Source organism: Rhizobium leguminosarum, assembly GCF_002953715.1.
In the GTDB taxonomy this organism is placed as follows: domain Bacteria; phylum Pseudomonadota; class Alphaproteobacteria; order Rhizobiales; family Rhizobiaceae; genus Rhizobium; species Rhizobium leguminosarum_V.
This window is the reverse complement of the sequence record NZ_CP025012.1, coordinates 1,121,831-1,142,560: the sequence shown is the minus strand read 5'-3', so window position 1 is coordinate 1,142,560 and position 20,730 is coordinate 1,121,831. Positions and strand designations below refer to the sequence as shown.

Annotated in this window: 18 protein-coding genes and 1 tRNA gene; 11 read left to right on the top strand and 8 right to left on the bottom strand. The window is 60.9% G+C overall.

All coding sequences use genetic code 11. From position 1 onward, the window contains the following. The first annotated feature begins 125 nt into the window (after positions 1–125). Positions 126–707: an NYN domain-containing protein gene (locus CUJ84_RS05845; protein ID WP_003558079.1), complete on the top strand. Its 582-nt coding sequence runs from the start codon at positions 126–128 to the stop codon at positions 705–707. A gap of 68 nt (positions 708–775) precedes the next feature. Here the strand turns inward: CUJ84_RS05845 and smpB are convergent, their stop codons facing one another. Then, complete coding sequence (gene smpB, locus CUJ84_RS05840) at positions 776–1,255, bottom strand: SsrA-binding protein SmpB (protein ID WP_003558077.1); 480 nt, start codon at positions 1,253–1,255, stop codon at positions 776–778. Positions 1,256–1,357: 102 nt separating this feature from the next. Then, the gene (dapA, locus tag CUJ84_RS05835; protein ID WP_105005546.1) at positions 1,358–2,242 is read right to left on the bottom strand and encodes a 4-hydroxy-tetrahydrodipicolinate synthase; all 885 of its coding nucleotides are present in this window, start codon (positions 2,240–2,242) and stop codon (positions 1,358–1,360) included. A 214-nt stretch (positions 2,243–2,456) separates the two neighbouring features. Between dapA and CUJ84_RS05830 the strand changes: the two genes are divergently transcribed. Together CUJ84_RS05830 and CUJ84_RS05825 are read left to right on the top strand one after the other, a co-directional pair. Then, complete coding sequence (locus CUJ84_RS05830; RefSeq protein WP_105005545.1) at positions 2,457–4,532, top strand: lytic transglycosylase domain-containing protein; 2,076 nt, start codon at positions 2,457–2,459, stop codon at positions 4,530–4,532. Positions 4,533–4,597: 65 nt separating this feature from the next. Next, on the top strand, positions 4,598–5,494 hold the full coding sequence (locus tag CUJ84_RS05825; protein ID WP_105005544.1) for an alpha/beta fold hydrolase: 897 nt from the start codon (positions 4,598–4,600) through the stop codon (positions 5,492–5,494). 99 nt (positions 5,495–5,593) lie between these two features. Here CUJ84_RS05825 and CUJ84_RS05820 read toward each other — a convergent pair whose 3' ends face one another. From CUJ84_RS05820 to CUJ84_RS05805, 4 genes are all read right to left on the bottom strand, one after another. Further along, positions 5,594–6,601 (bottom strand): porin, encoded by a 1,008-nt coding sequence (locus CUJ84_RS05820; protein ID WP_027685305.1) that lies wholly within the window; start codon positions 6,599–6,601, stop codon positions 5,594–5,596. A 558-nt stretch (positions 6,602–7,159) separates the two neighbouring features. Beyond that, a tRNA-Ser gene (locus tag CUJ84_RS05815) sits at positions 7,160–7,250 on the bottom strand. A gap of 169 nt (positions 7,251–7,419) precedes the next feature. Beyond that, positions 7,420–8,637, bottom strand: a complete 1,218-nt coding sequence (locus tag CUJ84_RS05810) for an NAD(P)/FAD-dependent oxidoreductase (RefSeq protein WP_027685306.1) — start codon at positions 8,635–8,637, stop codon at positions 7,420–7,422. Positions 8,638–8,822: 185 nt separating this feature from the next. Continuing rightward, entirely contained in the window at positions 8,823–9,938 is a 1,116-nt protein-coding gene (locus CUJ84_RS05805; protein WP_105005543.1) for a Gfo/Idh/MocA family protein, read from the bottom strand. 206 nt (positions 9,939–10,144) lie between these two features. Between CUJ84_RS05805 and CUJ84_RS05800 the strand changes: the two genes are divergently transcribed. The 8 genes from CUJ84_RS05800 (at position 10,145) to CUJ84_RS38245 (ending at position 18,663) form a co-directional block, all read left to right on the top strand. After that, positions 10,145–11,020, top strand: coding sequence for a MurR/RpiR family transcriptional regulator (locus CUJ84_RS05800; protein ID WP_105005542.1), 876 nt, complete (start codon positions 10,145–10,147; stop codon positions 11,018–11,020). A gap of 92 nt (positions 11,021–11,112) precedes the next feature. Beyond that, the gene (locus tag CUJ84_RS05795) at positions 11,113–13,047 is read left to right on the top strand and encodes a bifunctional 5-dehydro-2-deoxygluconokinase/5-dehydro-2-deoxyphosphogluconate aldolase (protein ID WP_105005541.1); all 1,935 of its coding nucleotides are present in this window, start codon (positions 11,113–11,115) and stop codon (positions 13,045–13,047) included. A gap of 202 nt (positions 13,048–13,249) precedes the next feature. Beyond that, entirely contained in the window at positions 13,250–15,100 is a 1,851-nt protein-coding gene (gene iolD / locus CUJ84_RS05790) for a 3D-(3,5/4)-trihydroxycyclohexane-1,2-dione acylhydrolase (decyclizing) (protein WP_105005540.1), read from the top strand. A 168-nt stretch (positions 15,101–15,268) separates the two neighbouring features. Then, positions 15,269–16,189, top strand: a complete 921-nt coding sequence (gene iolE, locus CUJ84_RS05785; protein ID WP_105005539.1) for a myo-inosose-2 dehydratase — start codon at positions 15,269–15,271, stop codon at positions 16,187–16,189. Between the two features lie 210 nt (positions 16,190–16,399). Continuing rightward, positions 16,400–17,197: a 5-deoxy-glucuronate isomerase gene (gene iolB / locus CUJ84_RS05780; RefSeq protein WP_105005538.1), complete on the top strand. Its 798-nt coding sequence runs from the start codon at positions 16,400–16,402 to the stop codon at positions 17,195–17,197. A gap of 89 nt (positions 17,198–17,286) precedes the next feature. Next, entirely contained in the window at positions 17,287–17,496 is a 210-nt protein-coding gene (locus CUJ84_RS05775; RefSeq protein WP_105005537.1) for a DUF1127 domain-containing protein, read from the top strand. Positions 17,497–17,562: 66 nt separating this feature from the next. Next, positions 17,563–18,399 carry a helix-turn-helix transcriptional regulator gene (locus tag CUJ84_RS05770; RefSeq protein WP_105005536.1) on the top strand — a complete coding sequence of 279 codons (837 nt, stop codon included), beginning with the start codon at positions 17,563–17,565 and terminating at the stop codon, positions 18,397–18,399. A 102-nt stretch (positions 18,400–18,501) separates the two neighbouring features. Further along, the gene (locus CUJ84_RS38245; protein ID WP_018447363.1) at positions 18,502–18,663 is read left to right on the top strand and encodes a hypothetical protein; all 162 of its coding nucleotides are present in this window, start codon (positions 18,502–18,504) and stop codon (positions 18,661–18,663) included. Positions 18,664–18,766: 103 nt separating this feature from the next. On the opposite strand, the gene CUJ84_RS05765 is transcribed toward CUJ84_RS38245, so the two are convergent. After that, positions 18,767–20,134: an MATE family efflux transporter gene (locus tag CUJ84_RS05765; protein WP_105005535.1), complete on the bottom strand. Its 1,368-nt coding sequence runs from the start codon at positions 20,132–20,134 to the stop codon at positions 18,767–18,769. A gap of 144 nt (positions 20,135–20,278) precedes the next feature. Further along, complete coding sequence (locus CUJ84_RS05760; protein WP_105005534.1) at positions 20,279–20,719, bottom strand: glyoxalase superfamily protein; 441 nt, start codon at positions 20,717–20,719, stop codon at positions 20,279–20,281. Between the last annotated feature and the right edge of the window lie 11 nt (positions 20,720–20,730).

Sequence of the window (20,730 nt, the reverse complement as noted above, 5' to 3'; positions counted from 1 at the left end):
CCTAAATCTTTCATATATGAATAATTCATAAAGTAAGGACCAGATTGAAATCGAAACACAAGCTATTGTTTTTATTTAAGTTTGTCCCATGCGGATTTCGATTGCTCTCATTGGATTGGTAAGCGATGTTTGACCCACGCGAAAAAATTGCACTCTTCATTGACGGCGCCAATCTCTACGCTGCATCCAAGAGCCTCGGCTTTGACATCGATTACCGCAAGCTCTTGAAAGCGTTCCAGAAACGCGGATATCTGCTGCGCGCTTATTATTATACCGCTCTGATCGAAGATCAGGAATATTCATCGATCCGGCCGCTGATCGACTGGCTCGACTACAACGGCTACAAAGTCGTCACCAAGCCCGCCAAGGAATTCACGGATTCCATGGGCCGCCGAAAGATCAAGGGCAACATGGACATCGAGCTTGCGATCGACGCCATGGAACAGTCCGAAACGGTCGATCACCTCGTTATCTTCTCAGGCGACGGTGATTTCACGAACCTGGTCGAGGCGTTGCAGCGCAGAGGCCGCAAGGTCTCGGTGATCTCGACCATGGCGACCCAGCCGCCGATGATCGCCGACGACCTGCGCCGACAGGCCGATCATTTCATCGATCTCTTGTCTCTGAAGGCTGAAATCGGTCGTGATCCCTCCGAGCGGGCGCCACGCCCGGCGGAAGTTGCCCCGGTCAGCGATCTCGAGGATTGATCTCTCCATCATCCCGAACCGGAGTGGCTGCGACGATCCGGACGTGATCATAAACCACGGCAGCGCGGTCAGCCATGAGCCTTCAGCAGGCGGCTCTTCTGCCGGTTCCAATCGCGCTCCTTCTCGGATTCGCGCTTGTCGTGCAATTTCTTACCCTTGGCGAGCGCCAGTTCCATCTTCGCCCGACCGCGATCGTTGAAATAGATCTTCAGCGGGATCAGCGTCATGCCTTCGCGGTTGATGGCAGAGCGCAGGCGATGGATTTCACGGCCCGACAGCAGCAGCTTTCGGCGCCGGCGCGGCTCGTGATTGAAGCGGTTGGCCTGCAGATATTCCGGCAGATAGGAATTGATCAACCAGATCTCGCCGCCCTCATCCGAGGCGTAGGATTCGGCGATATTGGCCTTGCCTTCGCGCAGCGACTTGACCTCCGTGCCCATCAGCACGATGCCCGCCTCGTAAGTATCGATGATCTCGTAGTTGAAGCGGGCCTTGCGGTTTTCGGCCACGATCTTGTTCACCACGCGCTGGCTGCCTTTGGGGGCCATGACGATATTCCAATTGCTTTTTTAGAGCGCGAAAAGCCGCGCCCTCATTCCTTGCCCTCTATGTAAGGGAGAGACCCCGTCTTGTGAAGACGGCCGGTCTCGTCAGTTCAACAGGCCTGCATGGCGCATCGCGGCGTCAATCGCCGATTCCGTTGCCGGCTCCAGCGTCGAAAGCAGCGGCGAGCGAACGTTGCGGCTCATCCGGCCAAGTTTGGAGAGCCCGTATTTGGCGCCGCAAAGACCCGGCTCAAGGAAGATCGCCTTGTGGAGCGGCATCAGCCGATCCTGATATTCCAGGGCACGGACATAGTCGCCTGCCAGCGTTGCCGCCTGGAAGTCGGCGCAAAGGCGCGGGGCGACATTGGCCGTTACCGAAATACAGCCGACACCGCCATGGGCGTTGAAGCCGAGCGCCGTCGCATCCTCGCCGGATAATTGTCTGAAATCCGCGCCGCAGGTGATGCGCTGTTCGGAGACGCGCTCGATCTTGCCCGTCGCATCCTTGACGCCGACGATATTTTTGTGCGCCTTGGCAAGCGCACCCATCGTTTCCGGCGCCATGTCGACCACCGAGCGGCCGGGGATGTTATAGATATAGATCGGCAGATCGACGGCCTCGGCGATCGCCGAAAAATGGGCGATTAAACCCTTCTGCGTCGGCTTGTTGTAATAGGGAGTGACAACCAGAACGGCGTTCGCACCGACCTTTTCGGCATGCTGGGCAAGCTCGATCGCCTCGCGCGTATTGTTCGAGCCGGCGCCAGCCATGACGGGAACGCGTTTTGCGGCAACTTCGATGCAGAGTTCGACCACCCGTTTGTGCTCGGCATGCGACAGCGTCGGGGATTCGCCTGTCGTGCCGACCGGAACGAGACCACCGCTGCCTTCCTTGATCTGCCAGTCGACATGAGCGGCGAAGCTGTCTTCGTCGATCAGTCCGGCATCCGTGAAGGGGGTGACGAGGGCGGGAATGGACCCATTGAACATGCAAAGCTCCTCACGACCAAATCCTTGCTTCGGCCGCATTCCATGAATAAGAGTTGCGCACCATAGAGCGCCGAAATCATCGCGACAAGCGCGTAGAGTTGGGTTTAGGGCAAATTCCGATAGCAGATGTGAATGAATTTTACCTGGTACGGTAAGGTTTCGTTAAGATACCTCTAGCCAAATGGCAGAGCGTGTTTTCGTTGCGAGATCCCGGATGAAGAAAGCTGTCCTGATTCTGTCCGCCTTCGGCTTCATTGCCGCCGCGTGGAGCAGTGTTGCGTCGCCGCTTCCCGGCGAGAGCGTTTCCATGCCTGCCGTCAAGCCGCTCGGCTTCATTCCCGAGACAGCCATACCGGAATCGATCACAACAGGCGCCATTCCGCGCAATCCGGCAGTCGCCCCTGTCAACGGCGACCTGAAAGCCGGCCTCGATGCGCTTTCCGACAAGGATCCGCAGCTGGCGCTTTCGATCCGCGACAATATGCGCGACGGGACGCTCGACCGCCATATCCTCACCTGGGCGATCGCCGTTTCCGGATTGAAGGGCGTTCCCTCCTATGAAATCGCCAGCGCCGCACAGGAACTCAAGGGCTGGCCGGGTCTTTCGCGGCTGCGTTCCTATTCCGAACGCGCGATCTATGACGAAAATCCCGCCCCTCCTGCCGTGCTCGCCGCCTTCGGCGATACCGCGCCTGAGACGATGCAGGGTGCCGTCATCCTCGGCCGGGCGCTGGTTGCATCGGGCAAGCAGGCGCAGGCGGCAAAATATATCCGCAAAGTCTGGCGCGGAGAGGCTCTCGACAAGGCGACCGAGGACAAGATCCTCATCGAGTTTTCCGCGCTGTTGACGCCTGCCGACCACAAGGCGCGGATGGACTATCTGATGTATCGCGGCCGGGTGGCGCAGGCCAAGCGCTTCGGCGACATGGGCCAGGCCCAGTCGCTCTATACGGCCTGGGCTGCCGTCGACGCCAAAGCCGGCAATGCCGGCGCGCTGCTCAACGCCGTCGATGCAAAATGGCGGGGCGATGCCGGCCTACTGTTTGCGCGGATCGAGTATCTGCGCAGGCAGGACAAATATGCCGAGGCGGCAGCGCTTCTGGAGCAGATGCCGCCCGAGCGCAGCGAACTCGTCAATTCCGGCGAATGGTGGAACGAGCAGCGCATCGTCAGCCGTGGTCTCGTCGACCAGGGACAATTCAAGCCTGCCTATCGCATCGTCGCAAACTATGCCGCAACGAGCGCGACGGATATCGTCGAGGCTGAATTCCATGCCGGATGGTACGCGCTTCGCGGCCTGCAGGACCCGACAACGGCGGAAAAACACTTCCGCAAGATCCTCCAGACCTCAAACGGGCCGATCTCGGTCTCACGCGCCTGGTATTGGCTGGGACGCGCAGCGGAGGCCGGAGGCCCCGGCAAATCCAGCGAATTCTACACGAAGGCCGCGAATTTTCCCGGCACCTTCTATGGCCAGCTTGCGGCCGAAAGGCTGGGGCGAAAGACGCTTGATGTCACCTATCCCGCACCGAGCACGGCCGACCGACAACGCTTCCAGGCACGCGAAGCCGTGCAGGCGATCGCCCGGCTGGAGGCCGCAGGCCATGGATGGCGAGCCGACATTCTCTATCTGGCGCTCGCCGATCAACTGCAAAGCCCCGGTGAATTGGCTGTCCTTGCGGCACAGGCCGAGCAATCCGGCGATCATCATCTGTCGCTGCAAGTCGGCAAGATCGCCTATGGACGCGGCATCGATGTTGCAGCGCTGGCCTTTCCGATCGGCGTGATCCCGGCGAATGCCAATATATCGGGCTCCGGCAAGGCACTCGCCTATGCCATCGCCCGGCAGGAAAGCGCCTTCAACCCGGCCGCCGTTTCGGCCGCGAATGCGCGCGGCCTGCTGCAGCTGCTGCCGGGAACAGCCCAGGCAGTGGCCAAGCGCCACAACATCGCCTTTTCCAAGGACAAGCTGACAGCCGATGCCGGTTATAACGCGACACTCGGCGCCCATTATCTCGGCGAGCAGATCGACGCCTTCGGCGGCTCCTATATCCTCACCTTCATTGCCTATAATGCCGGGCCGAAGCGGGTGCCGGAATGGATCGGCCGCTACGGCGATCCGCGCGGCAGGTCGATCGACGAGATCGTCGACTGGATCGAGCGCATCCCCTTCCCCGAAACGCGCAACTATGTCCAGCGGGTGATGGAGAATTACGAAGTCTACAAGGCTCGCCTCGGCCAGCCCACAGATATCGAGCGTGACCTGATCGGCGGACGCAGCGCCTCCTGAAGCTGTTTGGCGCGGCTTGAAAAGCAGGCTACATCTTCGCGATCAAACAGATCTCGAGGGATACGATGCCGGATACGGATGCAAGCGGTTTCCAGGAACGATTTTATACGTCTCCCGATGGGCTGAGGCTTTATGCCCGCGACTACCGACCCGAGGAGACGGCAACCGCGGGACGGCTGCCGGTCATCTGCCTGCCCGGCCTGACCCGCAATACGCGGGACTTTCATCCACTTGCACTGCTTCTTTCCCGGGACACGACCGTGCCGCGCAAGGTGATTGCGCTCGATTCGCGCGGACGGGGGAACTCGGCATGGGATGACAACAAGGCGAACTACAACCTCGCCATCGAGGCCGGCGATGTCGTTGCCGCCTGCGCGGCGCTCGGCATCGAGCGGGCGATCTTCATCGGCACGTCGCGCGGCGGGCTGATCCTGCATCTGATCGCGGTGATGCGGCCGGACCTTCTCGAAGCCGTCATCCTCAACGATATTGGGCCTGTGCTCGAGGCTGAGGGGCTGGCCCGAATCCGCGATTACCTCAACAGCGGCAGGAAGCCGGCAGACTGGAACGAGGCAACCGATATATTGAAGGAAAATCATGGCGCGTCGTTTACTGCGCTTGCAGAGGAAGACTGGCGCGAGATGGCGCTTGCCCTTTATCGCGATATCGGCGGAAGGCCGGTCGCCGACTTCGACCCGGCGATCGCGGAGGCCCTGAAATCGATCGATTTCAACCAGCCGCTGCCTGATCTCTGGGGGCAATTCGAAAGCCTGAGCCGGCTGCCGCTCATGCTGATCCGCGGCGAAAATACGTCGCTGCTTTCACTGGAAAGCGCCGGCGAAATGGCACGACGGCATTCGAGCTTGATCCGACATGCTGCCGAAGGGCAAGGACATGCCCCACTCCTGCATCTCGACAACATCCCCACAGCAATTCGAGCTTTTCTCGCCACCTGCCGATAACCTCATCGACACACAGCCGGCACAACGTGCCAGTCTCGCCAAATACAAAAAGCCCGGCTCGAGAGCCGGGCTTTCCTGACTGACCGAGGTCAGATCAGATTAGAACGAACGCTGCAGACGGAAGTAGCCCGTCGTGGAGTCGTCAGCATCTTCCGGATCGAGGTACTGAACCGAAGCCTTGGCGTAGAAGTTGTCGACGATCTGGTAATCGACCGTCAGACCGACCTTCCAGGCTTCGTTGTCGCTGAAGTCGTCGCCAGCAACGTAGTAGTTGCTGTAGTACTGAACACCAGGGGTGATCTTGAGCTTGTCGGTTGCCTTGATAGCGTATTCGGCAGCGATGGCCCATTCGGCCTTCGTGTAGTAGGAGCTCGGGCCGGTAGCGTATACGGCAGCGAGGCCGAGCGTACCGGGACCGATGTCAACCGTACCCATTGCACGGACAGCACCGTCTTCATTGTCGACGTCGTAGCCGGCAGTGAGCTGGTAGCTGAACGCGCCAGCCTTGCCGCCGAGACCGACTGCAACGCCAACGTTGTTGGCTTCTTCGTCCGTCTTGTAGAAGCCGTCTTCCAGTTCATCGACGCTGATGCCAGCGTAGAAGTCAGACGTTTCGTACTGATAACGGATGGAGTTATGCAGCGTGACCGGCGAGCCAATGTCGTCGGTTTCGCCGGAGAGGCCATCGTCCCACCAGCTGTAGAACAGACCAGCGCGGAAGCCGGCGATGTCGAGGTAAGCGGAGTCGAGCTTGGCAGCCTGATCGGTGGCGTTGTCAGCATTGAACTGCATGACGATGACGCCGGTCAGCGGACCATACTCGGTGTCGCTCTTGGCAGTGAACTGAACCTGACCACGGGTCGTTGCATCCCAGTCAGAATCGCCGCCGATGTCTTCGCCAACGTTGACCTGGAAACGGATGTAGCCGTTGATCTTCAGGCAGGTTTCGGTGCCCGGGATGTAGAAGTAGCCGGTGCCGTAAGCGTCGCAGACGCGGACGTATTCAACCGGTTCCGGCTCGGCAGCAACGATAGCGTCAGCAGCCTGAGCACCGGAAACTACTGCGAGAGCAGCAGCGGAGCCGAGAAGAAGGCTCTTGATGTTCATAAATGACCTCCAATTCAAAGTTTCGATCGGGTTTGGGATCTTTCGCTGAGCAGCGTTCCCTGCCCCATCCCCGTGTTTCAAGAAGTGGACGATCAGTCGCCCTTGCTTCCGAGGTTGAAAATACAAGACGGAAGCCGTCACGCAATCACCAACTTGTGTAGATGGGGGATTTGAGAGAGCCTTCCCGACATTCTGTTGCTGAAAGGACACAAGTCGGGCAGCCGGCCTCGATTTCCTTTATGTTTTGTTAAGAAAACCCTGATTTTGCGGAGGCTTAGGTCAGATCAACGAAGAATTCGACATGCGCTTTGCGACACATTCGTGACACTTTTTTGACAAAATACGGCTCTTGCGGGGGATTCATGATTGCCGGAAGCGTAACCGGACATGCACCGATCCACTTTCGCCGCCTGCCGGTGGCTTGAGCGCGGGAGGTGATTCCCGCAGGCGATTCTCTTGCTCAAGGCAGAGAGATTTTTTTGTCGCCAGCCTAGCCGAATAAGCGAACATGATTCCCTGCCAGAAACCAACAATCGACACGCGCTCAGGAAATCGGAATGGCGGAGAAGATGGGATTCGAACCCACGATACGCTTTTGACGTATACTCCCTTAGCAGGGGAGCGCCTTCGACCACTCGGCCACCTCTCCGGTGCGGCCTAACTATGGCGACCGGTCTGTGAATGCAAGGGTTTTTTGAGTTTTCACCAGAAGAAATGCAGCGGCTGGCATTTCGGCTGGTTACGCAAACAGACCGCATTTCCTGCCGCGACCTGCGGAATTTGATCGCGCTTCGTTCTCGTCGATGAAGAAGCCGACCTCAGCCGAGCAGGCTCTTGAGGTCAGCAGAAGGGTCGGCGAGAATCGATTTGTCGGGATTGGTCCCGGATTCCAGCAGTTTTTTGCCAGTCACATAGGCTTTCGCGTCGTTGATCGCATCGACGGCGATCAGCTGGCCTTCCCTGAAGTACCAGACCGAATGGGCGCCTTCGCGGGTGCCGGGGCGCAGCAGCGTCTCGTCATAACCGAGATTGAAGCCGGCGATCTGCAGCTTGACGTCATACTGGTCGGACCAGAACCACGGCTTCGGCGCATAAGGCTCGCTGCCTCCGGCGATGACGGCTGCCGCTGCTTCTGCCTGGTCGACGGCGTTCTGCACCGATTCGAGCCTGATGCGGCCGCCTTGCCAGGGAAGTGCGGCGCAATCCCCGGCCGCAAAGATCGCCGGATCGGAGGTGCGGGCGAATTCGTCGACGACTATGCCGTTGGCGACTTCGAGGCCGGCTTCCTTGGCGAGCTGGTCGTTCGGCGCGACGCCGATGCCGACGACAGCGAAATCGATGTCGATGACCGATCCGTCTGAAAGCGCGGCACCAATGACACGGCCATCCTTGCCGATCAGATGCTTGAGCCCGGTCTTCTCGCGGATCACCACGTCATGGGTCTCGTGAATCCCGCGCATGATGTCGGCGGTCTCCTTCGCCGCGACGCGCTGCAGGATACGGTCAGCCATCTCGATGACGGTGACTTCCAGGCCACGATGGCGGGCAACGGCTGCCGCCTCGAGACCGATATAACCGCCGCCGATGATGAGGACGCGGCGACCGGGGCGCATCTCGTCAGCGAGCAGATCGGCATCGCGCTTGTCGCGGGCGACATAGACGCCTTCGAGATCGCCGCCGATTGCGGCCGGCAGCCGGCGCGGCGTCGAGCCGGTGGCCAGCGCCAGCGTGCCGTAATCAAGAACAGAGCCGTCCTGCAGCAGAACCTGCTTGCTGTCCGGCTTGATCTGCTCGGCCCAGGTCGAAAGGCGAAGGTCGACGTCATTGTCCGCATACCAGTGCTCGGCGCGGAACAGCAGGCGGTCGAAGGCCATTTCGCCGAGCAGGTATTTCTTTGAAAGCGGCGGGCGCTGATAGGGAGCGACGTCCTCCGCGCCGATGAGGGTGATCGGGCGCGTATCCTTCAACGCACGCAGCTTGGCCGCCAATGCGAAACCGGCCTGTCCCGCGCCGATGATCACCAGTCTATCCGTCACGATCTCACTCCTGAAGCTGCGCCCGACAACCACGCCAAGGCCTATCCCCTACAGCGCCGCGCGTCTTTCAGACGAGCAAAGGACGCTGTCGCATTTTGAGTTTCTGCATAATCCCTGAAATCTAGCCCGATTTCAGGGATTATGCAGTAGCCCGTGCGCCGTCAACGGAAAGCGGCCTCTTACATTCAGCCGATCTCGATCCAGCGGCGCTCGTGGAAGGACTGTGCCATGGCATGCACCGACTTCTCTATCCTGAGACCGTCTTCGAATGTCACGATCGACGACGGCTCGCCTGAAATTGCCCGGATCAGCTCACGGCATTCGATGATCTTCAGATCGTTGAAGCCGAGGCCGTGGCCTGGTGCCGGAATAAACCGATCATAAGGCTGATGGGCGGGTGCCGCCAGTATCTTGCGGAAACCCTGTTCGGAGCCGCGGCCGTCGGCCTGATAGAGTTCGAATTCGTTCATGCGCTCCTGATCGTAGACGATCGAGCCTTTCGAGCCGAAAATCTGCAGGGCGATGCGGCCCTTGCGACCCCAGGCGGCGCGATTCGCCATCAACACGGCGGAGATGCCACCGCCAAGCCGCATCAGCACGTTGGCGCCATCGTGGTTTTCGACGGCACGGCGACCGCCCTCGCTCAGCGGGCGGTCGGCATAGGGTTTTACCATATCCGTTATGACGGCCTCGACATGGCCGAAGAGATACCAGAGCAGCGACAGCGGGTGCACGGCGAAATCGTCGAGCGCGCCGTAGCCGGCGGAAAGCTCGCTCTTCCAATAAAAGAAGACATCGGGATCGGCCATGAAATCCTCATCCATCTCGACGCGGATATGATTGACCGCGCCGATGGCGCCTTCGCCAATCAGCGTCCTGATATGCCGCATGACGGGATTCTGAATGTAATTATAGCCAAGGGCGGCAACCCTGCCGGATCGCTTCGCCGTTTCCAGCATGCGCGCGGCATCGGCATAGGCCGGCGCCATCGGCTTTTCGCACCAGACATGCTTGCCGGCCTCGAGGGCTGCAATCGCCATCTCGGCGTGGAACTGATTGGGCGTGGTGACGGAGACGACGTCGACATCGGGGTCGGCGATCAGCGCCCGCCAGTCGGCCGTTGCCTTCTCGAAACCGAATTCACCGGCACGAGTCTCAGCAAGCCCGGCATTGGCTTCGGCCAGATGCACAAGACGCGGACGCTCGACATCGCCGAACACCGTCTTTACCGCATTCCACGCCAGCGCATGGCACTTGCCCATATAGCCGGTGCCGATCAAACCGATGCCGAGTGGCTTCATTTCCGTCTCCTCCAGAGCTGCGCGCGGATTTTTGGAATATTTGGATCATTTTGACAAGGACCTACTCACAGGCATTTCTGCGTTCTTCGCGAACCTATTGTCCAAAAGTGTTCAATTACAGGGGATTAAAAACAATTGGCCGTGTGGTTTGAAATCGTTTATGTTCGATAATATGGAATATTTGTTTCATCTCGTGAGCCGCAAGCATGGATAACGATCCCCAAAGGCACGCGCGTGTACCGCGCGATTTCGAAAGCCTGCGCAGCACCATCATCGAGCGCAAGGCAAGCATGCCGAAGCGGCTGGCGCAGGTCGCCGCCTTCGCGCTCGGCAATCCCGACGAGATCGCCTTCGGCACAACGGCAAGCATCGCGGCCGCCTCCGACGTCCAGCCCTCGACGCTGGTGCGCCTGGCGCATCATCTGGGTTACGGAGGGTTTTCCGACCTGCAGAGCATCTTTCGCGAAAGATTGCGGGACCGGACGCTGAGCTACGAAGAGCGCCTCGTCACTCTGGAGCAATCGAGCGGCGACGATGAGGACGCCAATCTGCTCTCCGGCTTCATCGCCGCAGCAAACCAGTCGGTCAATCGGCTGGCGGCGACGGTGCAGAGCGATACTTTCACCAAAGCCGTGAATATCCTTGCTAACGCCGAGACGATCTATCTGATCGCCAAACGGCGCTCCTACCCCTTGACGGCGCACATGACCTACGCTTTTTCCAAGCTCAACATCCGCCATCAGATCGTCGCCTCGCCGAACGGTGTCGACCCTGAGATGGTGCAGTTCGCTACACCGAAGGATGCGGCGATTGCGGCGAGCTTTTCGCCCTATGCGGCCGACAGCCTCAACCAGAGCCAGGAGCTTGCCGACCGCGGCGTCCCCGTCATTGCGATCACCGATTCGGCCTTCTCGCCGCTTGCCGCCTGCGCCACGCACTGGTTCGAGGTGGCGGAGGCCGATTTCGCCGGCTTCCGCTCGCTTTCGGCCTCGATGGCACTCACGATGGCACTGCCGGTTGCAATCGCCGAGCGGCGGCGCAAGCATCAACAGTCAAAACCTGTAAAAGGCAAAATGGAATAAACATTCCGAATTGACAAAATATCGGAACCGATGTTTCATTATTGAAAATTCGCAGGCACTGGAAGCCGCGCAAAATCTAGCGGGAGGACATCATGGTACAATCGAATCCGGGTTCACAGCCGGAGCCGGCGCTTGATGTGATCACCATCGGCCGTTCCTCGGTCGATCTTTATGGCCAGCAGATCGGGTCGCGGCTGGAGGATATCGGCTCCTTCGCCAAGTCGGTCGGTGGCTGCCCGGCCAATATCGCCATCGGCACAGCACGGCTCGGCCTCAAATCCGGCCTTATCACCCGCGTCGGCGACGAGCAGATGGGACGCTTCATCCGCGAGCAGTCGGCGCGCGAGGGCGTGGCGACAGACGGCATTGTCACCGACAAGGAACGGCTGACGGCGCTGGTGCTGCTGGCGGTCGAGGCCGAGGGCGTGTCGCCAATGATCTTCTATCGCTCGGACTGCGCCGACATGGCGCTCGATGAAGGCGATATCGACGAAAATTTCATCCGATCGTCGCGCGCCGTTCTCGTTTCCGGCACACATTTCTCACGGCCGAATACCGAAGCCGCGCAACGCAAGGCGATCCGCATCGCCAAGGCGAACGGCCGCAAAGTGATCTTCGACATCGATTACCGACCGAACCTCTGGGGCCTTGCCGGCCATGCGGAAGGCTTCGAGCGCTATGTGAAATCCGACCGGGTCTCCTCTAAGATGAAGGAGACGTTGCCCGACTGCGATCTCATCGTCGGCACCGAAGAGGAGATCCTGATCGCTTCCGGCGCCGACGACGTGCTCGGCGCGTTGAAAGAGATCCGCCGCCTGTCGCCGGCCACGATCGTGCTCAAGCGCGGCGCCATGGGCTGCATCGTCTATGACGGGCCGATCGCCGACGACCTGGAAGCCGGCATTGTCGGCCAGGGTTTCCCGATCGAAGTCTTCAACGTGCTCGGCGCCGGCGATGCCTTCATGTCCGGCTTCCTGCGCGGCTTCCTGCGCGACGAGCCGTTGAAGACCTGTGCCACCTGGGCCAATGCCTGCGGCGCCTTCGCCGTCTCCCGCCTGCTCTGCTCGCCGGAATATCCGACCTGGGCCGAACTCGACTTCTTCCTGACGACCGGCAGCAAACACCGGGCGCTGCGCAAGGACGAGGCAATCAACCATATCCACTGGGCATCGACCCGGCGCGGCGAAATCCCGCTTTTGATGGCGCTGGCGATCGACCACCGCTCGCAGCTCGTCAGCGTCGCCGATGAACTCGGTGTCGGCCACGAGAAGATCGTCGCCTTCAAGCGGCTGGCAGTCGCCGCAGCGGCGCGGGTTTCGAATGGCCGCGACGGCTACGGCATGCTGATCGACGAACGCTTCGGCCGCGACGCTTTCTTCGATGCGGCGACGAAGAATTTCTCCTGGATCGGCCGGCCGGTGGAATTGCCGGGCTCGAAGCCGCTGCGCTTCGAATTCAGCCAGGATATCGGCTCACAGCTCGTGGAATGGCCACTCGCTCATTGCATCAAGTGCCTGTGCTTCTATCATCCCGATGATCCGGCTGACTTGAAGACCGAGCAGCAGGAGAAGCTGCGCACGCTGTTCGAGGCTTCCCGCAAGGTCGGCCGCGAGCTGCTGGTGGAAATCATCGCCGGCAAGAATGGGCCGCTCACCGACGATACCATCGCGACCGCGCTGGAGGAGCTCTATGCGCTCGGCATCAAGCCGGACTGGTGGAAGCTGGAGCCGCAGGCATCCCGTGAAGCCTGGAAGAAGATCGATGCGGTGATCGCCAAAAATGATCCGTGGTGCCGCGGTATCGTGCTCCTGGGGCTTGAGGCGCCCGCCGACGAGCTGATCTCCTGCTTCGAGGCGACGCTGGCGGCTCCCTCCGTGAAGGGCTTCGCCGTCGGCCGGACGATCTTTGCCGATCCGGCGCGCGCCTGGCTTTCAGGCGAAATGAACGACGAGGAAGCGATCGCCGATATGGCCGACCGCTTCCAGCAACTGACAGAGGCGTGGCTGAAGACGCGCGGACATCAGTAGGAATCGAAATAAAACCCCTCCCCAACTCCTCCCCACAAGGGGAGGGACTTAACTTGGGGCATCGCCTCACGCCATGAGCGAGCGTCCTTTTCGACGAGACGTTGCGGCGAGAGCGTAGAGAGCCCGGCAAGGTTAGCCCCTCCCCTTGTAGAAGGGGTTGGGGAGGGAAAGACAGATAGAGCAAAAAGTCCGGGAGGACCCGATGGGCAAGACGATACGGTTGACGATGGCACAGGCCGTCGCGCATTTCCTCAAAGTACAGATGACGATCGTCGACGGCAAGAAAGTGCCGATCTTCGGCGGCGTCTGGGCGATCTTCGGTCACGGCAACGTCGCCGGCATCGGCGAGGCGCTTTATCAGGTGCGCGGCGAATTGACGACCTATCGCGCCCACAATGAGCAGGGAATGGCGCATGCCGCGATCGCCTATGCCAAGGCGAATTTCCGCACACGCTTCATGGCATGCACGAGTTCGATCGGCCCCGGGGCGCTGAACATGGTGACGGCCGCCGGCGTGGCGCATGTCAATCGTATTCCCGTTCTCTTCCTGCCGGGCGACGTCTTCGCCAACCGCGCGCCGGATCCGGTGCTGCAGCAGATCGAGGATTTCGGCGACGGCACGGTTTCAGCCAATGATGCCTTCCGTTCGGTTTCGCGCTATTTCGACCGCATCACCCGACCCGAGCAGATCATCACGGCGCTGAAGCGGGCCATGCAGGTCCTGACCGATCCCCTGGATTGCGGCCCGGTGACATTGTCGCTCTGCCAGGACGTTCAGGCAGAAGCCTTCGATTATCCGGAAAGCCTGTTCGATGAAAAAGTCTGGACGACCCGCCGACCGCAGCCGGATGCGGACGAGCTGGCGAATGCCATCGCACTGATCAAGGCGTCGCAGAAGCCGGTGATCATTGCCGGCGGCGGCGTGCTTTATTCGCAGGCGACGAAGGAGCTTGCCGCCTTTGCCGAGGCGCACGGCGTTCCGGTCGTCGTCTCCCAGGCCGGCAAGTCGGCGATCAACGAGACCCATCCGCTGGCGCTCGGCTCGGTCGGCGTCACCGGCACGTCGGCGGCGAATGCGATCGCCGAAGAGACGGACCTGGTCATCGCCGTCGGCACGCGCTGCCAGGATTTCACTACCGGTTCCTGGGCACTGTTCAAGAACGACAGACTCAGGATGATCGGCCTCAATATCGCCGCCTATGACGCGGTGAAGCACGACAGCCATCCGCTGGTGGCCGATGCCCGCGAAGGGATAAAGGCGCTTTCGGCAGGGCTTTCGGGCTGGAAGGCGCCGGCAGCCCTCGCCGAGAAGGCGGCTGCGGAGAAGAAGGTCTGGATGGAGGCCGCGGCCAAGGCGATGGCGACGACCAATGCCGCCCTGCCCTCCGATGCGCAGGTGATCGGCGCGGTGGCGCGCACGCTCGGCGGCGAGAATACGACGGTGCTTTGCGCTGCGGGCGGCCTTCCCGGCGAATTGCACAAGCTCTGGCCGGCGACGGCGCCGGGCAGCTATCACATGGAATACGGCTTTTCCTGCATGGGTTACGAGATCGCCGGTGGGCTCGGCGCCAAGATGGCGCGTCCCGAACGGGATGTCGTCGTCATGGTCGGCGACGGTTCCTACATGATGATGAATTCCGAGATTGCCACCTCGGTCATGCTCGGCCTCAAGCTCAACATCGTCTTGCTCGACAATCGCGGTTACGGCTGCATCAACCGGCTGCAGATGGGAACCGGCGGCGCCAACTTCAACAATCTGCTGAAGGACTCCTATCACGAGGTGATGCCGGAAATCGATTTCCGGGCGCATGCCGAAAGCATGGGCGCCATCGCCGTCAAAGTCGCCTCGATCGCCGAACTCGAGCAGGCCATCGCCGATTCGAAGAAGAACGACCGCACCTCGGTCTTTGTCATCGACACCGATCCGCTTGTCACCACGGAGGCCGGCGGCCACTGGTGGGATGTCGTGGTGCCTGAGGTCAGCCCGCGCGAAGAGGTCAACGAAGCGCGCAAGGGCTACGTCGAAGCACGCGCCGCCCAGCGCATCGGCTAATCTACTGCATAATTCCTTAAATCGGGATCGATTTAAGGACAAAATTATGCAGCAATTCGAAGTGCTACAGCGTCCTTTGCGCGTCTGAAAAGACGCGCGGCGCTGTAGTGCTACCATTTCTCGGAAGAGCGTCCCGGCTCTTCGGCAATGCTTTTAAGGAGAATGTTGATGAAGGCCAAACTCGGCATGTCGCCCATCGCGTGGTGGAACGACGATCTTCCTGAGCTCAGCGATGACGTGTCCCTGGAGGAATGCCTGCGGCAATCGCGCGGTGCCGGCTTTACCGGCATGGAAAAGGGCCGCCGCTTCCCCGACGATCCCGAGGTGATGCTGCCGATTCTCCGTGCAGCCGACGTCACGCTGTGCGGCGGTTGGTTCTCGGGTACGCTGGTCGATGAGGAACTTGCCGCCAACAAGGACCGCATCGCGCCGATGATCGAACTGTTCAAGGCCGTCGCCGCGCCCTGCATCGTTTATGGCGAGGTGGGCCGCTCAATCCAGGGCGACCGCTCCAAGCCGCTCGCGACCAAGCCGCGCCTTTCCGATGACGAGATGAAGGCCTATGGGCGCCGCCTCACCCAGTTCGGCGAATGGTGCGCCGAGCAGGGCATGCCGCTCTCCTACCACCATCACATGGCGGCCGTCGTCGAAACCGAGCCGGAACTTGACGCCTTCATGCGTTACTCGGGCGAAGGTATTCCGCTGCTGCTTGATGCCGGGCATCTTGCTTTTGCCGGCGGCGACGTGCTGCGCGCCATCGAAAACCACCACGCCCGCATCAACCATGTTCACGTCAAGGATATCCGCAAGCCTGTCGTGGATGGGCTGGACCGCAGCCGGCAGTCCTTCCTCGATGCGGTGGCGCTTGGCGCATTCACGGTGCCGGGTGACGGCTCGCTCGATTTCGGTGCCATCGTCCAGCGGCTGGCCGATCACGGCTATGAAGGCTGGTTCGTTGTCGAAGCCGAACAGGACCCGCGCAAGGCCCCGCCGCAGAAAATGGCCGAGATCGGTCACGCCGAGTTGATGCGCGTCATGACGGCTGCGGGCTATACCGTGGAAACGGAAGGCTTCCCCAAGGGGTCGTAAAGCCTGGTTGTCCGGAGCGTCCTCCCTCAAGGGGCTCGCCTTTCCGGACTGCTGGAGCAAGAAGCCCCCTCATCCGCCCTCCGGGCAGCTTCTCCCCGGTGGGGAGAAGAGGAACAGAAGGGCGCGGCATGTCCCTTCTCCCCTCGGGGAGAAAGGTGACGGCAGCCGGATGAGGGAGCCGCACCCGCCAACTTACGAGGAAAAACACCAATGCCAAATCTCAAGGTGAAACCGTCCGGCACGCACGGCCGCGTCACGCATGTCACCCCGGAAAATGCCGGCTGGACTTATGTCGGCTTCGATCTGCATCGGATGAAGCCGGGCGAGACGGTCTCGGGAGAGACGGGCGATCGCGAAGTCTGCCTCGTCTGGGTAACCGGCAAGGGCAAGGCATCTGCCGGCACCAAGGATTTCGGCACGCTCGGCGGCCGGATGAACCCGTTCGAAGGTGCGCCGCATGCGCTCTACATCCCGATGGAATCGACCTGGTCGGTGACGGCGGAGACCGATCTGGAGCTCGCGGTCTGCTCCGCACCCGGCGGCGGCACCTATCAGGCAAAGGCAATCCCACCCGGCACGCATCCGCAGGTGACACGCGGCAAGGGCACGAATGTGCGCTATGTCAACAATATCATGCCCGAAGATGACAGTTCGGCGCATTCGCTGCTCGTCGTCGAGGTGATCACACCGGGCGGCCATACCTCCTCCTATCCGCCGCATAAGCACGACCAGGACGACCTGCCAAACGAGAGTTTCCTGGAAGAGACCTATTACCATCGCCTCAACCCGCCGCAGGGCTTCGCTTTCCAGCGCGTCTACACCGACGACCGCTCGCTCGACGAGGCGATGGCGATCGAGGACGGCGATGTGACGCTGGTGCCGAAGGGCTACCATCCCTGCGCTGCCTGCCACGGCTATGATCTCTATTATCTCAACGTCATGGCCGGGCCGCAGCGGATCTGGAAATTCCACAATGCCGCCGAGCATGAGTGGCTGCTGAAGGCGTAAGCGTCGCGTTCGATCGCTAAATAATCTGACAGCGCGAAACTGCCGCTGATGGTTCACTGCCTCCATCCAAACACGGATGGAGGATCACAATGCATAGCTCGAATTCCACAATCTCGGCCCGCAATATGCGGCCCGGCCTGTTCCTTGCTATAGTCACCGCAGCACAGTGGCTGGCGCGAAAAATGAACGAACGGCGCAACTGCAATGCTCTGATGGAGCTGTCCGACGAGCAGTTGAAGGATATCGGCCTTTCCAGGGGGCAGACCGAAAGCGACGTCCATGTCTACAGTCGCTACTGAAACTTAAGCGTGATATTGTGCCGCCAGGTCGCCTCATCGGGCGGCCTGTCTGACCCGGAAGATGCAATGTCGCAGTTTTCAACAGCACCGCTCCTGAAAACGAAGACGGTCACCATTCGTGACATCGTCTGCAATGGCGAATGCCGTCATAGGAGCGACGAGGAATGCGCCCACAGGACGAGCCTTGTCTATCCCTATCGCGGCGTCTTCATGCGGCATGTCGGCCGCAATGATACGGTGGCCGAAGCCAATCAGGTCTTGTTCTTCAATGCCGGCCAGGGATATCGGATCAGCCACCCTATCGAGGGCGGCGATGCCTGCATCGATCTGGCGATCGACGAATCGATGCTCAAGGAGCTCACGCCGAAGGAGCAGGCGCAGCCCGGCCCGCCCTTTTCCTTCCGCCGTCAGCGCCGGCGGATCGATCCGCGCGCGCAGGCGCTGGTCGCGCTCCTGCGTCATGGTTTGCGGCGCAACGTCGCCGAGACGCTGGAGGCGGAAATATTGGCGCTGACGCTGGTGCGCCGCTCGCTCGGCGAGCGCACATCGCATGCGGCGGGCGCCAGCGCCGGCCGACAGAAACTCGTCGACCGGGCAAAGCTGGTGCTTTCCTCTGATCTCGCGCGGCGCTGGACGCTTTCGGAAATCGCCTTAGAAGTGGGCGTCTCGCCCGTGTATCTCACCCAGGTCTTCCAGCAGGTCGAGGCGACGCCACTTTACCGCTACCAGCTGCGGCTGCGGCTTGCTCGGGCGCTCGATCTGCTCGGCCAGTATGAGGATCTGACGGCGCTCGGTCTCGATCTCGGCTTTTCCAGCCACAGCCATTTCAGCGCTTCCTTCAAACAGTCCTTCGGGCAGACTCCAGCCGAATTCCAACGGGCGGCGCAACTGCGGCGCAGGTAGAGGTCGTCATCGATCGCTAAAGATTTCGACAGCGGCAACGCGGTCTTCGATGATCTTATGAGCCTGTCCCGATCCGGAGACGACCAACAGGAGGATCACCAGATGAAGAAGACCACATGTGCTGCCTGCGACTGCGAACTCGGCGCGGAGACCATCACCGTCAAGCTCGGCGGCAAGACTGTCGAAGTCTGCTGCCAGGAATGCGCCGAGGCGCTGAACGAGGCAGAAGCTGCGACATCTGCCGCTTCGAATGGCAAGGAATAGCTGGCAATTGGCAAAAGCCGCGCTACGGAGCGCGGCTTTTCCGTCTATTCTTTGTCTACGCAATTCCGGACGCAAACCGCTGCGCAGTTTTGCTGGAATTGCTCTAGACGGGCAGAAGCCCGTAGCGCCAGCCGCGGCGTTTCGCGTTCTGCGACAGCACCAGGAAGGCGAGGATAAACATGCCTGCCTCGGCAAAGACCGGCACCATCCAGATCCCCTGCTCGCCGAAGACGAAGGGCAGCAGGAAGGTGAGCGGCAGGGTGAGCAGATAGGGCCGCGACAGACCGAAGATCGCCGCACGCGGCGCATCGCCGATCGACTGGAAATAGGACGACAGGATCAGCATCTGCCCGAAGAGAAAATAGGCGCCGATCGTCCAGGGCAGAATTCGTCTGACCTCGGCGATGATCACCGGATCGGCGACGAAGACGGCGCCGAGGCGGCCGGCCAGCAATTCGACGGCAATCTCCACCAGGGTGCAATAGACGAGTGCCGCGAGCATGGCGATCTTAAGGCTGCGGCCGACGCGCAGCCCGAGGCCGGCACCGTGATTGTTGCCGGCGATCGTCTGCAGCGCGATGCTGAGTCCAAGCAGCGGCAGATAGGTGAAGGTCATGATCCGGGTGATGATGCCGTAGGCGGCCACCGTCGCGACGTAGTTATGCATGCTCCAGAGCGAGACGTTGATCAGAATGGCGGCCGAGGCCAACGATATGCCGATGAAGCCGAAGCTCATCGGCGCGCCGAAGGCGACGATGCTACGCCACTCTGCGAGATCCAACCCCGGGGAAGGCCTGAGTGCCGCCGGCCGGCGCCAGCGATAGGCGAGCACGGCTGCGAGACAGACGAATTGCGATGCGATGGAGCCGACCGCCGAACCGAGCACGCCCCAATGCATCACTGCCATGAACAGCCAGTTGGCGAGGATATTGAGCAGCGAGGCCGACAGTGTCACCAGCGTCATGAAGCCGATCTTGCCTTCGCAGCGCAATCCGTCGAGATGCAGCGACAGGAGGAAGCTGACCGGCGCACAGGCGATCATCGCGCCCATGAACAGCATGGCGCCATGGGCAACAGTGGCATTGCCGGCAGCACCGGCACCGATGATCTGCCGGCCCACGCTCCAGTAGACCAGATTGAGGATAAGGGTAACGGCGAGCGCCAGCGCATGCGCGCCGGCAAACACCCGACGCGCGCCTTGGCGATCGCCGGCACCGAGCCGGCGGGCGAGGATGCTCGCCATGCCGTTGGAGACCAGCGATTGCAGAGCGATCAGCAGCATCAGCCCGGGGAAAATCAGACTGACGGCAGAGAGCGCGTCCGGGCCGACATAGGCGCCGAGGAAATAGGCGTCGACGACGGTGAACAGGCCGTTGACGGTGGTGATCGCGACGATCGGTGCCGCCGTTTTGATGAAGACGCCCGGCAGCCAGCCGGTGAGAAAGACATTGCCTTGGGAAAGATCGGTCATGGAGAAATCCGTGCGATATGAGGCAGGCTCAGATCCGGCTTAAAAGTCATGCGGATCCGGACGGCCTCAAAAGAATGAAAGCTGGATTAAAGAGCGAGAGCATGATGTTGTCCGAAAACCGCTCACACTTTTCGGCATCATGCTCTAGAGATCGAGCACCAGATGCGGCACGCCGTTCGAGGTTTTCCTCGGCGACACGCCATCGGCGTCGATCTGCGCGTTCACACGCCGGCGAAAGGCGGAAAAGCTCTCGAAGGTGACGACATCCACCGGCTCGTCGAAATGGATGGTGATCCTGTGCAGCTCGCCGCCCGGCAGGGCCGAAAGCGCCAGAACTTCGCCGGTGAACGGCTGATTGAGATAACGGCCGCGAATATGCGCGCCGACGAAGAGCGGCGTCTTCGGAGCGGCGTTGGGCTTTGCCGCAAGGGCTGCGAGTGTATTCCAATCGCGCGCGCCATGCTGGCGGGCAATCATTTCCAGAGCCGCACTGTGGGTGAGCGGGGTGCCGCGATCGTTCAACGCCTGGCGCAGGCGCCTGGCCTGAGCCTTCAATTCGTCAATGGCAGGATAGGTCGTCGTCATGGAGTGAGCCT